At 45.1% G+C, this 13,880-nt stretch carries 10 protein-coding genes; 7 read left to right on the plus strand and 3 right to left on the minus strand.

Features of this window, described 5'->3' with window-relative positions:
- Positions 1–70 precede the first annotated feature (70 nt).
- The 4 genes from hisS to der all read left to right on the plus strand — a co-directional run bounded on the left by hisS (position 71) and on the right by der (position 4,752).
- Entirely contained in the window at positions 71–1,351 is a 1,281-nt protein-coding gene (gene hisS, locus CSH93_RS10900; protein WP_100643402.1) for a histidine--tRNA ligase, read from the plus strand.
- Positions 1,352–1,414: 63 nt separating this feature from the next.
- Positions 1,415–2,032 (plus strand): YfgM family protein, encoded by a 618-nt coding sequence (locus tag CSH93_RS10905; protein ID WP_100643261.1) that lies wholly within the window; start codon positions 1,415–1,417, stop codon positions 2,030–2,032.
- Positions 2,033–2,036: 4 nt separating this feature from the next.
- Positions 2,037–3,272, plus strand: a complete 1,236-nt coding sequence (gene bamB / locus CSH93_RS10910; RefSeq protein ID WP_100643262.1) for an outer membrane protein assembly factor BamB — start codon at positions 2,037–2,039, stop codon at positions 3,270–3,272.
- A 34-nt stretch (positions 3,273–3,306) separates the two neighbouring features.
- Positions 3,307–4,752 carry a ribosome biogenesis GTPase Der gene (der, locus tag CSH93_RS10915; protein ID WP_100643263.1) on the plus strand — a complete coding sequence of 482 codons (1,446 nt, stop codon included), beginning with the start codon at positions 3,307–3,309 and terminating at the stop codon, positions 4,750–4,752.
- A 71-nt stretch (positions 4,753–4,823) separates the two neighbouring features.
- Here the strand turns inward: der and CSH93_RS10920 are convergent, their stop codons facing one another.
- From CSH93_RS10920 to xseA, 3 genes are all read right to left on the minus strand, one after another.
- On the minus strand, positions 4,824–5,906 hold the full coding sequence (locus tag CSH93_RS10920; RefSeq protein WP_100643264.1) for a hypothetical protein: 1,083 nt from the start codon (positions 5,904–5,906) through the stop codon (positions 4,824–4,826).
- Positions 5,907–6,013: 107 nt separating this feature from the next.
- Positions 6,014–7,060: an RNA-guided endonuclease InsQ/TnpB family protein gene (locus CSH93_RS10925; RefSeq protein WP_205663289.1), complete on the minus strand. Its 1,047-nt coding sequence runs from the start codon at positions 7,058–7,060 to the stop codon at positions 6,014–6,016.
- A 130-nt stretch (positions 7,061–7,190) separates the two neighbouring features.
- Positions 7,191–8,537, minus strand: a complete 1,347-nt coding sequence (gene xseA, locus CSH93_RS10930; protein ID WP_100643265.1) for an exodeoxyribonuclease VII large subunit — start codon at positions 8,535–8,537, stop codon at positions 7,191–7,193.
- A 104-nt stretch (positions 8,538–8,641) separates the two neighbouring features.
- Between xseA and guaB the strand changes: the two genes are divergently transcribed.
- The 3 genes from guaB (at position 8,642) to CSH93_RS10945 (ending at position 13,873) form a co-directional block, all read left to right on the plus strand.
- Complete coding sequence (gene guaB, locus CSH93_RS10935) at positions 8,642–10,111, plus strand: IMP dehydrogenase (protein ID WP_100643266.1); 1,470 nt, start codon at positions 8,642–8,644, stop codon at positions 10,109–10,111.
- A gap of 64 nt (positions 10,112–10,175) precedes the next feature.
- Positions 10,176–11,753: a glutamine-hydrolyzing GMP synthase gene (guaA, locus tag CSH93_RS10940; protein WP_100643267.1), complete on the plus strand. Its 1,578-nt coding sequence runs from the start codon at positions 10,176–10,178 to the stop codon at positions 11,751–11,753.
- A gap of 263 nt (positions 11,754–12,016) precedes the next feature.
- Positions 12,017–13,873 (plus strand): glycoside hydrolase family 16 protein, encoded by a 1,857-nt coding sequence (locus CSH93_RS10945; RefSeq protein ID WP_100643268.1) that lies wholly within the window; start codon positions 12,017–12,019, stop codon positions 13,871–13,873.
- The last annotated feature ends 7 nt before the right edge of the window (positions 13,874–13,880 follow it).

Consider the following 13,880-nt stretch of genomic DNA (forward strand, 5'->3'; position numbering starts at 1 on the left):
GTTTGTTGTTTTGAGTCTTAGCCCCTATAATACGGGGCTTTTTATTAACCAATCAGATTTGAGTTTACACGTGTCCAAACAACTCCAAGCCATTCGTGGTATGAATGATGGGTTGCCTGAGCAACTAAAACTGTGGCAGTGGGTGGAATCTCGACTGCGCAGAGTGGTTGCCAGTTACGGCTATCAGGAAATTCGCACCCCTATTGTTGAAAGTACAGATTTATTCAAACGTTCTATTGGCGAAGTGACCGATATCGTTGAAAAAGAAATGTATACCTTTGACGATAGAAATGGTGACAGCCTGACCTTGCGCCCTGAGGGGACAGCCAGTTGTGTTAGAGCAGGTAACCAGCATGGTTTGCTCTACAACCAACAGCAACGTTTATGGTACATGGGGCCAATGTTCCGTCATGAGCGTCCGCAGAAGGGACGTTATAGACAATTCCATCAGTTTGGTGTTGAGGCATATGGCTTAAATGGTCCCGACATCGACGTTGAAGTCATTATGATGAGCGCGCGATTGTGGCGCGAGTTTGGAATCGAAAAATCGGTAAAGCTCGAAATTAATTCACTCGGTTCGCCAGAGGCTAGAGCAAACTACCGTGAAGCACTTGTAGCTTATTTAAGTCAGCATGAATCTGCACTGGATGAAGACAGCAAACGTCGCTTGCAGACTAACCCACTAAGAGTGTTAGACAGCAAAAATCCTGATGTTCAGGCGATTGTTAAGCATGCACCATTGCTGATTGATTATCTCGACGAAGAGTCGCAACAACATTTTTCGCAATTATGTGAACGTTTGCGCGACTTAGGTATCGAATTTGAGGTTAACCCTCGATTGGTTCGCGGTTTAGATTATTACAATCGTACTGTGTTTGAGTGGGTGACTGATGCTCTTGGTGCTCAAGGTACGGTATTAGCGGGTGGACGATATGATGGCCTTGTTGAGCAGTTAGGTGGGCGAGCAACGCCAGCTGTCGGTTTTGCCATGGGGTTAGAGCGTTTAGTTTTGCTGATTGAAACGCTAGAAAGTGCCTCTGTCAGCACCGCTCAGGCTGATGTGTATGTTATGCCCATGAGCGAGAATGAATTCGTTTATGCCATGCAAGTGGCTGAATCACTGCGAGAGCAAGTGCCGCAACTCAATGTGCAATTGCACTGCGGTGGCGGCAACATGAAAAAGCAATTTAAACGAGCTGACAAGATTGGCGCGTCGGTGGCTGTGGTTATTGGCGAGTCAGAAGTCAGTGCGCAACGCGTTGGTTTGAAACCGTTGCGTTCGAACGATTCACAACTAGATGTCGGGCTAGATGAATTGCCAGAGCGCATTCAGCAGATGCTCGGCGAATAGTGAACAAAACAATACAGATATAAATTTAGCAGGGATTACCTGTGCAGTTATGAGGGATACGAAGTGGAACAGTTCGCAACAGAAGAACAACAAGTAGAAGCGATTAAGCGATTCTGGAAAGAAAATGGTATGGCGATCGTTGTCGGTGCCGTATTAGGTTTAGGCGGCCTATGGGGATGGCGTTATTATTCTGACAGTCAACTGGCGGCTAAAGAAGCTGCGTCTTTGGAATATCAAAGCGTTATTGAAGGACTGCAAACAGAAGCTGGCCTTGAACGAGCTAAAACGTTCTTAAGCAGCAATGAAGCATCAGGTTATGCCTCTTTGACCGCTATGATAATGGCTGCTCAGGCTATTCAAAGCGAAGATTTAGACAGTGCTGCGACATACCTCAAAACTGCAACAGAAGCACAAGACGTCGCTTTACGCGACATGGCGCTGGTGCGATTAGCGCGTGTTCAGCTAGCACAGAACGACGCTGATTCCGCATTAGATAATGTGTCTAAAGTAGCAAGTGAGTCATTCACTGCTCAGGTAGAAGAAATTAAAGGTGACGCTTACTCATTGAAAGCGGACTTTGTGCAAGCGCGTTTGGCCTATGGTAATGCGGTAGAAGCGGCACCAGAGAATCGTGTAGTGAAGATGAAACTGGATAATTTAGCGGTTGCATCAGGCAGCTAAGGGCATGCGAGTGAACATTTTTAAACCTTCATTGTTAGCGCTCGGCCTGATTGCGGTTAGTGGCTGTAGCACAATCTCTGATTGGTTTGCAGATGAAGAAGAACTAGAAGTTCGTCGTCTGGAGCCTATCACTGAGCAATTTCAACCGACAAAAGTCTGGGATAAAGACATTGGTCATGGCGTTGATGCCTATTTTTCACGTCTTCAACCGGCGCTAGCATACGGCAACGTGTATGTCGCCAATCGCCAAGGTGATGTCTATGCCTTGGAACAGTCGAATGGTGAAAAAGTATGGCACCGAAACTTTGCCGTTTATCCGAATGAAGGCTTTTTCAGCGGCTTATCTTCACTTTGGTCTAGCGGAATATCCGCCAAGATATCGGGTGGTATTACGGTTGTTGCTGATACCCTATACCTTGGTACTGAAGATGGTTTGGTATACGCATTAGATGCCAATACAGGCGAAACAAAATGGCAAGTTGATGTACGCGGTGAAGTCTTATCTGCCCCTGCAGTGGAAAGCGGTATCGTCATCGTTAACACCGGCTCTGGTGCAATGCTTGCTTTGAGCAGCAGTGATGGTCGCGAACTGTGGCGCACTGACAGCGAAGTACCACCCTTGTCTTTGCGCGGACTATCAACACCTGTTGCTAGCAACGGCGGCGCCATTATTGGAACACCGACTGGGAAGTTACAGGTTAATATTCTCGAATCTGGGCTTATGGCGTGGGAACAAGTGATCAGTGCGCCAAGTGGTGCAACTGAACTTGAGCGTATTGTTGATATTGATGCTAAACCTATAGTATTCGCCGGTAACATTTACACAATTAGCTATGGCGGCACATTAGCAGCGGTTGAGTTACGCACTGGTCGAGTTATTTGGAAGCGTGAATACGCGTCTTATCAGTCAATCGCATTGGCGGGTAACAATTTGTATGTGGTTGACAATAATAGCCATGTGTATGCAATAGACCGTCGTAATGGTGTTGAGTTGTGGTCGCAAGGTCGTTTAAAAGGCAGAGAATTATCAGCCCCTGCAACTATGGGAGAGTACGTTGTCGTCGGTGACAAATACGGCTTCTTACATTGGTTGAATCAAGCTGACGGTACTTTAGTTGCCCGCTATGCATTGGGTGATGACGATGAAGATGAATCAGTCTTTGTTGCGCCTGTAGTGCAAGGTGATACGTTGTTTGCGACGACTCGCGATGGTGTAGTTGCAGCGCTACAAGTTAATTGATTTAACCGTAAATTGGATGGGCTAGGTTTTTAATATGTTACCAGTAATCGCATTAGTCGGACGCCCGAACGTTGGTAAGTCGACATTATTTAATCGGCTAACGAACACGCGAGATGCGCTGGTAGCAGATTTCCCAGGCCTTACCCGTGACCGTAAATACGGTCAGGCAAAAGTAGACGGCCTTGGGTTCATTGTCGTCGATACCGGTGGTATCTCAGGTGACGAGGAAGGCATTGATGCCGCAATGGCTGAACAGTCGCTACTCGCGATTGAAGAGGCTGATGTTGTTTTCTTCTTAGTGGATGCCAGAGCGGGATTGACCCCAGCAGATCAAGGTATCGCCGATCACTTGCGTAAATCTCAAAAGAAAGTGTACGTTGTGGCCAACAAGGTGGATGGCATTGACGGAGACAGTGAAAGTGCAGAGTTTTTTGCCTTAGGTCTTGGTCATATTCATCAAATTGCAGCAGCGCATGGCCGCGGTGTCAGTCAATTGCTAAACGAGTCAGTCAGGCCATTACTGGAAGACTTTCCGGATATGGCATTGGTTGAGCAGGTAGAGCCGAACAGTGAAGAAGACGCTGAAGCGCAACTTGAGCGTCTACAAGGTTTGCCTATTAAGTTGGCAATCGTTGGTAAACCTAATGTGGGTAAATCGACGCTGACCAATCGCATTCTGGGTGAAGAGCGTGTTGTGGTGTATGACCTCCCCGGTACGACGCGAGACAGCATATTCATTCCGATGGAACGCGATGAGCGCGAGTACATATTGATTGATACAGCAGGTGTACGTAAGCGCAAGAAAGTCAGCGATGCGGTTGAGAAGTTTTCCATTGTAAAGACATTACAAGCCATCGAAGCATCAAACGTGGTGTTGATGGTTATTGATGCACGAGAAGGTATCACTGATCAGGACCTTAGTTTGTTAGGCTTTGTACTCAATTCGGGTCGCTCTTTGGTACTGGCTGTGAATAAGTGGGACGGACTGCATACTGACGTTAAAGAAGACATTAAGCGTGAGATTGACAGACGTCTCGGTTTTATTGATTTTGCCCGCCTACATTTTATTTCTGCACTGCATGGCACCGGCGTAGGGCATTTATTTGAGTCGGTACAAGAGGCGTACGCTTCAGCCACTCAACGTGTCAACACATCCTTGCTGACACGTATTATGGAAATTGCTCAAGAAGACCACCAACCGCCATTGGTGCGTGGACGCCGCGTTAAAATGAAGTATGCACATGCCGGTGGATATAACCCTCCGGTGATTGTAATTCATGGCAATCAGGTTCAAGACTTACCCGATTCTTACAAGCGCTTTTTGATGAACTATTTCCGGAAAGCGCTGAAAACCATGGGTACGCCCATTAAAATTGAGTTTCGGGAAGGCGCTAATCCGTTTGAAGGGAAGAAAAACCAGCTTACCCTTGCACAGCAACGTAAACGCCGCCGCATGATGTCATTTCACAAGAAGAAATAAAGGGCAAGGCAGGTTAACATAATGTGTAACCTGCTTGATAAACGCTTCTCTATTTTATTGGCCGTGAAAATTTAGCCTTGCGGGTGCTGACGCAGCGATTGCATTAATTGTGATGGCTCTGGCACGCTGATTTTAGGTAGCGCATCTTTAATCATGTGTGTAGCAACACGACCAGGAAAGTTAGCACTGAACTTGATGATCTTATCTTTAGATTGGAACACATAGGTTGTGGTGAACAAAGGCTCTCCGCTGTCATCCACTGCTGCAACATCAAAGTACTTACCTTGATAATTTTCACGGTCTATTTGCCAATCAATTGCTTGAATATCACTGATGCGAATTTCATCGATTTCACGACTTTGTGCGATCAGGGATATATCGTTTATATCCTTTTCAAGTTCTTTGGCTAAAGGCTCACTGTTGCTGGAATTGGCCATTGGGTCAAAAACAGGATAGACAAATACGTCTATGATGTCTTTGGGGTATTCAGGATGTGTGTAGCGTGCGACCGCGCCTCTAAGAGGATCGTGATACAGTTGCAAATCATCCAATGTAAACGCATCGATAGATTGTGGCAGTTGCAAATCTTTTAAGTAATTGCTGGCGTTTAGGTGTGAGAACAGATAATCAGCATCGAACACCCCTTCGGCTCTGGCTTTATCCATAAAGGCATTACCCAGACGTTGCGTGAATTGAAGTTTTTCATCAGCGGATAATGTCTGTGCAAGTCCATACTCAAACTTATATGACGCTAATGGAACCGAACGCCAGGTGACATCAAATTCCGTCACCATGGTGAAAAAGTCAGTATCTGTTTGTGCGTTGTGAGACGGGATCAGTACATTGGCGACTAAAATCTCATAGTCAAAACCATCTTCGCTGGCGGCGGTTTTAACGAAGCTCTCCGCGTTTGTTAACGCGTCATAAAAACCTCGAGGCGACAAGTAATCCTCAACACAAGCATTGGCTTGAGACGACTCCTGACACGGTGCGATCACAGCATCACTGGAATAGGAAGAAAAAATAGATACCGGAGGCAATGTCGCGTGCGATTCAGTTGATACTGACAATGCATATGTATGAGCACTTATAGAAAGTGCGATAGCAGTGGCGCATGAGCGTGTCCAGATACTGCAAAAAAATTCCGTCGACAACTGTAAAGCCTCCCTTTTATGGATGCTGGATAATGACCTACTGACAGCAGAACTGCAAGTGAAAAAAAGCTCATAAAATCATCAATCTTTGACATCTTCCCCCTAATCTACCGAGGGACTCCTCCAGCGAGACGCTGATGCCCCAGCGCGAGAATGTTCATTGCTGCATTTATATCGCGGTCATGAGTGATACCGCACTCACATGTCCATTCTCTTATTCCAAGTCCTGCTAATCCTCTGGGGCCGTTCTTATTAGAGCCGCAGATTGAGCATGATTGGGTGGTATATGCCTCATTAATGGTCGAATAGACTATACCTGCGTGAGCGCATTTATATTCCAGCATAGTCCTTAATAATCCCCAGCCAGCATCAAAGACTGACTTTGCCATTCTAGTTTTAGTGAATTTTGAGCTTGATACGTTCCCTATGAAAATAGCTGAATTTTTGTTTACTAGGTTTCGGCTGTATTTATGTAATCTATCTTTTCTGCGATTCTTAATTTTACTATGTATGTTCTTAATTAATTTTGATTTTCTTGCGCGTTGGGCTACCGCTAACTTATGTTCAAGATATTGATAATCCTTGCCTCTTATTTTCACTCCGTTAGAGTCGGTGGCAACATCTTTCAGACCTAAATCTATACCAACGATACTCTTTCCTTCAGACTGATTTGGTGGGAATTCGACACAAACATTAAAATACCACCTACCTCTGGAGTCTTCGCTAAAACAGGCAGATTTGAATGTATACTTAGACAAACCGAAACTGTCCCATACCTTGAAATAATTGCGGTTAAAATATATTTGCCCATTTCGATATGAGGCGGAGCCTGATTTTAAAGGGATCCAGCCTAGTGAGCGTTTCGCTCCTCGTGATTTTCTCCAAGCAAGCCTATGTTTCTTATATTGGTCACGGCGAGTTACATATTCCTTTGATATCTCTTGAATAGTTTGGCTGTGCAGGCCTATAAGCTTAGAACTTCCATTCGTGAATCGTTGTATATCGTAATCACTTAAAAACACTCTCTTCTCTTTAATTACACGCGAGCTTAGTTGGTTAATGTAATTCCAAACATAATTAACCTTTATCGCTTGTGAGCACAGATAGGGGATGTGCTTATCTTTGACCCGAACTTGAAGAGTTTTTATCGCCATAACACTGTAAATGTATACAGTATTCGGTTGTTTGTCAATTTCACAAATGTTTGCTTCATTTTATTACTAATCTAGCGAGCTAAAGATAAGAAGTCTTTGAGGTCTTTTCTTTGAGTTTTGCGCTTTTATTCTACTTATGAGTACTTTTCACCACACTGATGATCTGACCTTGTTCTAATTGAGTGGTAATTTGATCACCAGTCTGAATATTTTGACTGTCGTGAAGTACACGTTCGTTGTGGTAGGTGACACTAAAACCTCTACTCAAGGTAGCCAAAGGGCTGAGTGAGTGCATCACGGCAGCCAGTCGCTGAATATCATGTTGGCCAGTATTTACACGTCGCTTAATACCTTGTTGGATCCGTTCGAACTCATTGTGTAATTGTGTCTGATTGCGCTGAATTTGTTTAAGCGGGGAAGCCCGCAGAAGACGTTGCTGTAATTGCTCTATATTATTTTGGGTCGCACTTATAGAACGCCGGGTACTGCTGTCCAGTCGTCGCTGCAAATCGTCTAAACGTTGCGCTTGAGTATTCAGTTTACTACTTGGGTGGTTGCGCTCGATACCGGCTCGGCTTGATGCAAGTTGTTGCCTATATAACGCAAAATGGCGCTGCATGAGTTGTAATAAGTGTCTTTGATACGCGTTTAGCGTATTAGATTGCGCCTGACGGTCTTGACTGACCAACTCAGCCGCAGCGCTCGGCGTTGGCGCGCGTAAATCAGCGACTAAATCGGCAATAGTAATATCAACTTCGTGGCCGACAGCACTGATAACCGGTAACGTCGATTGCGCTATACAATGGGCCAATTGCTCATGATTAAAACACCATAGGTCTTCAATAGAGCCACCACCGCGGCCAACAATAAGCACGTCAACTTCACGTCGTGAATTAGCCGTTTCTATGGCATTGATAATTTCTAAGTGAGCTCGTTCCCCTTGGACCTGTGTAGGGTACACAATCACCTTGGTGCCAGGGCTGCGACGTTTTAGAACCGTCAGAATATCATGCAAAGCAGCACCTGAAGCTGAGGTTACGACCCCAACAGTATTTATCGTGCTTGGTAAAGGGCGTTTACGATCTGTATTGAAAAGGCCAAGGGCGTTCAGTTTTGCTTTAAGTGCCTCAAACGCTGCTTGTAGATTCCCAAGGCCATCGAGCTCCATGTATTCAGCAATCAGTTGATAATCGCCACGAGGTTCATATAAGGACAAATTCCCGCGCACCAACACTTTGTCACCTTCTTTAGGGCGATATTGCAGGCGACTATTAGCACCGCGAAACATTGCACTTTTAATCTGAGCTTTGCTGTCTTTGAGGGTAAAATACCAATGTCCGCTAGCAGCTGCTGTGAAGTTGGATATTTCTGCTGACAACCAAACGGTCCCTATCTCTCCTTCTAGGAGCGATCGAACAAAGCGATTTAGCTTGGTTACGGAGTAAATTTGTCTAAGGTCAGCAGGTGGTTTTATCATAGTTAGAATTTTTATAGTCTTTTATGCAAATGTAAGTTTACCTGAAATACAAAAAACACTACAATTGCGCCGCAATTAAAACCTTATTCTGTAGGTGTTGTTGCATGCTCCGAATCGCTAAAGAAGCCCTTACTTTTGATGATGTCTTGTTGGTGCCTGGTCACTCGCAAGTTCTTCCACATACTGCCAGTTTAAAAACCCGTTTAACACGCCGTGTTAATTTGAATATTCCGATGGTGTCAGCCGCCATGGATACTGTTTCAGAAGCTCGCCTGGCAATTGCACTTGCGCAAGAAGGTGGCATTGGCTTTATCCACAAAAACATGACTGCAGAACAGCAGGCCAACCATGTGCGTGAAGTGAAAAAATATGAAAGTGGTGTGGTTTCTGATCCTGTAACCGTAATGCCAACGGCTACGATTGGTGAAGTTAATGCGTTAAGCAAGAAATTAGGCTACTCAGGTTTCCCTGTTATCGATACCGACAATAACTTAGTCGGAATTGTAACCGGACGCGATTTACGTTTTGAGAATCGATTTGATCAACCGATCAGTAAAGTGATGACACCGAAAGAGCGCTTGGTCACAGTGAAAGAGGGTGCTCCATCAGAAACAGTTTTGGATTTGATGCACGAACATCGCATTGAGAAGATTTTAGTCGTAGATGAGCATTTCAAATTAAGCGGATTGATTACGGTTAAGGATTTCCAAAAAGCAGAAAGTAAGCCTAATGCTTGTAAAGATGAATTAGGGCGTTTACGTGTAGGCGCCGCGGTTGGTGTTGGCCCAGGTACTGATGAGCGCATCAAGTTGCTGGTAGAAGCTAACGTAGATGTTTTATTGATTGATACCTCTCATGGTCACTCACAAGGCGTTATTGACCGTGTTAAAGCCATTAGAGAAGCCTATCCGGATGTTCAGCTTATCGCAGGAAACGTGGCAACTAGCGAAGGGGCTAAGGCATTGGCTGATGCAGGGGTAGATGCTGTTAAAGTCGGTATTGGTCCAGGCTCAATTTGTACTACCCGAATCGTAACGGGCTGTGGTGTTCCTCAGATAACGGCGGTAAGCGATGCGGTTGAAGCCCTAAAAGGTACGGATATTCCTGTGATTGCCGACGGCGGTATTCGTTATTCTGGTGATATCGCTAAAGCTATCGCTGCTGGCGCTAGCTGTGTAATGGTCGGTAGCATGTTGGCGGGTACTGAAGAAGCCCCAGGCGATGTCGAATTGTATCAAGGGCGTTATTACAAATCCTACCGTGGAATGGGATCATTGGGCGCTATGAACCAAAGCCATGGTTCTTCAGACCGCTATTTCCAAGACAGCAATAATGCTGAAAAATTGGTACCTGAGGGTATTGAAGGCCGAGTGGCTTATAAAGGCCCAATTGCTAACATCATTCACCAACAAATGGGTGGCCTTCGTTCAGCCATGGGGCTTACCGGCTGTGGCACAATTGATGAACTTCGCACTAAACCGCAGTTTGTTAAAGTGACTGCTGCAGGTATGGGAGAATCTCACGTGCATGATGTGAGTATTACGAAAGAAGCGCCCAATTACCGTTTAGGTTAATCCATAAGCATCTTTTTTACGCGCGACCTATAGGCCGCGCGTTTTTATTTTTAGGAAAGCGACAATGACCACTAATATCCATGACCAACGCATTTTGATCCTCGATTTTGGTTCTCAATACACTCAATTGATTGCACGTCGCGTGCGTGAAATAGGGGTTTACTGTGAACTGTGGGCGTGGGATGTCAGCGAAGCTCAAATCCGAGAGTTTAATCCCGATGGCATTATCCTCTCCGGTGGACCAGAGTCTGTTACTGAAAGTGGCTCTCCTCGCGCACCAGAATATGTCTTCGAAGCAGGTGTACCGGTATTAGGTATCTGCTATGGCATGCAAACTATGTCGGAACAACTCGGTGGACGAGTTCAGGGCTCAAACATTCGTGAATTTGGTTACGCTCAAGTTGAGATAATGGAATCGACATCTTTGTTTGCCAATATTGAAGACCATATCGGCGACAATGGTAATGCACTGATTGATGTGTGGATGAGTCATGGTGACAAGGTTGCAGAAATACCGCTTGGCTTCAGCACTATAGCCAAAACACCGAGCTGCCCTCATGCTGCAATGGCCAATGTAGAGAAGCGGTTTTACGGGGTTCAATTCCACCCAGAAGTGACTCACACTCGTCAGGGGCAGCGGATTTTACAACACTTCGTAATGGATATTTGTGGCTGTGAAAAACTATGGACGCCCTCAGCCATTATTGAAGATGCCGTTGAGCGGATTAAACAGCAAGTGGGCTCCGATCGCGTGATCCTTGGTTTATCAGGCGGCGTGGATTCTTCAGTGACTGCGATGTTGTTACATCGTGCAATTGGTGACCGATTAACCTGTGTATTTGTGGATAACGGCCTGTTACGACTGAATGAAGGTCAGCAAGTCATGGACATGTTTGGCAATCACTTTGGCTTGAATATCATAAAAGTGGAAGCCGAGGAGCGTTTCTTGACTGCACTTTCGGGAGAAGCGGATCCTGAAGCTAAACGTAAGATCATTGGTGGTGAGTTTGTTAAAGTTTTTGACGAACAAGCAGCCAATATCAGCGATGCGAAGTGGTTAGCGCAAGGGACAATTTATCCAGATGTGATTGAGTCAGCAGGTTCTGCAACAGGTAAAGCACACGTAATTAAGTCTCACCACAATGTAGGCGGGTTACCTAAGGACATGAAATTGGGCTTGGTTGAGCCATTGCGTGAATTGTTCAAAGATGAAGTGCGTAAAATTGGTCTTGAGCTAGGTTTGCCCTATGACATGTTGTATCGCCACCCGTTCCCAGGGCCAGGCTTGGGTGTTCGCGTGTTGGGTGAGATCAAAAAAGAATATTGTGATCTATTGCGCCGAGCAGATGCCATTTTCATTGAAGAATTGCATCGTGCGGAGCTTTATCACAAGGTTAGCCAAGCCTTTACTGTATTCTTACCTGTGCGTTCTGTTGGGGTAATGGGTGATGCGCGTAAATACGATTGGGTCGTATCCCTACGAGCAGTTGAAACCATCGACTTTATGACTGCTCATTGGGCGCATTTACCGTATGATTTCTTAGGTCATGTGTCGAACCGTATTATCAACGAAATTGATGGTATATCGCGAGTTGTCTATGACATTTCAGGTAAGCCGCCCGCGACGATTGAGTGGGAATAAGCGACTGACTTCAGGAATTGAAAATCAACTTGTTATAGACCTTTTTCAAGAGTGATATTTTCGAATAGCCTTGCATTGCAGGGCTTTTTTTTTGCTTTCAGGCCTCGAAATGCTATCGCACCAAGTAGCCACTTAAAGTACTTGATAGCTTAAAATAATCAATTTGAGCGTATGGCTGAACCGCTCTGCCGAATCTAAATTGAAGACTCTCAAATGTGATTGTTATGGTAGATAATTAATCTCTCTGCAGAAAAATCGCTCCTATGCCAACGCTTCGAAGCCTACCCCTACTTTTTTTATTACTCCTTTTTCTGTTGATAAGCCCTGCATTAGTCGCTGGTTGGGAAGTGACTTGGATAGATAAATTCGAAGGTGATCGCGTCGACTTAAGTAAATGGACAGCACAGACGCAAGCAAACTATAACAACGAGGTACAGTGTTACACCGACGACGATACGTCTGAAATTCGGAACTATGATGTGTCCGATGGCACACTAAAGATTATTGCACGAAAAGGACAAGTGAACTGTAGCGGTGTGGATAACCAACTGCGTCCTTGGACATCAGGTAGACTCAATAGCAAAGACAAAGGTGAATTTTTGTATGGCCGCATTGAAGCTAGGATCCGTTTCTTAGAATTGAAGGGGGGCACTTGGCCAGCGTTTTGGATGCTCGAAAATCGTATTAATGAGCAACCGATTAAAGGTGATAATGACAACATACCTTGGCCAAATCCCGGTGCCGGTGAAATAGATGTGTGGGAGTGGTATAGCAACAATGGCGACCGTTACATTACGAACTTTTTCAATACTGGAAGGTGCGGCGCTGAGCAGCGTATTCAATATTCAGGTGGCTCCCCAGATGTAATGGAATGGACGACCTATGCCATCGAGTGGGACGCAGATAACATTGCGTTCTTCATGAATGATGAAGTCGTTGTTGAACACGATCTTTCTGATTGCAGTCAATACGAAGAGCGAATGTTTGTGTTGCTGAATGTAGCGATCGGCGGAAATTTAGGGGGCGCTATTGAGCCAACCCTGAACACGGCTGTGATGGAAGTTGATTATGTCGCTCATTGCGAAAAAACCGATGCGAATGAGTGGACTTCATGCAATGAAAATACTCCCGTGATTGCTGACGACGACAATGATGGTGTGAGTAATAGCAAAGACCAATGCCCTAATACACCGGTCGGCGTTCCGGTCAATGATGTCGGGTGTGAGATAGTCACAGAACCCACGATTGCAGCGCCAACGCCGACTGCACCCAATGAAAATGCAATTTCAATCTTTAGTGATGCGTATAACAATATTTCTGATGTCGAATATAACCCTAACTGGGGGCAAGTGACTCAAGTTGAGAACATCTTAATTGAAGGGAATAGGACTCTTAAATACAGCAACCTAAATTATCAGGGCATCGATTTTGCTCAGAATATGCAAAATGTCTCAGGAATGGACTACTTGAGCATTGACTACTGGACTTACGATGCGAATGGGCTAGATGTCTATGCAATTAGTCCGGGCCCGCTAGAAAACCCTTTCAGTATTGACGTAGAGCAACAGTCTTGGCAGTCGGTGAAGATCCCTTTATCGGTATTTACAGTACCCGATCTGGAGCGCGTATTTCAGTTGAAAATAACCGGAAATGGTACGGTATTTCTAGACAACATATATTTTGGTCGTGATATTCAGCAAGAGCAAAATATAGCCCCTGAAGTTTCGCTACGCGCAGTTCAATTGTCGAATGAAACCACTTCGGTCTCAACAAGCGATGGCGTTGTAAACGTTACGGCCATTATATCTGACCAGAATAGTGAGGATTTGCATACGATCGAATGGCATGTTTCAGGGTTGTCTGATTACACTACCAATGGAATAGAGTTGAATTTTAATCCTTCAAATCTTAATTCTACTCAAGTGACCATAAGCGCTGAAGTTACAGACACGGGTACACCGACTCTGACCACTGGCGCATCAATCGTGATTAACATAACCAAGCAGGCCTCCACTCCACAACTAGAACAAGTTTCTAATGGGGGGGGCTCAACAACGTTAGGTTGGCTGATTGCACTTACGATGATGGTTCTATTTCGTCGATTGACGCATCAACCATAGGCGTTTT

The organism is Neoalteromonas facilis (assembly GCF_002807665.1).
Taxonomy (GTDB): domain Bacteria; phylum Pseudomonadota; class Gammaproteobacteria; order Enterobacterales; family Alteromonadaceae; genus Alteromonas_E; species Alteromonas_E facilis.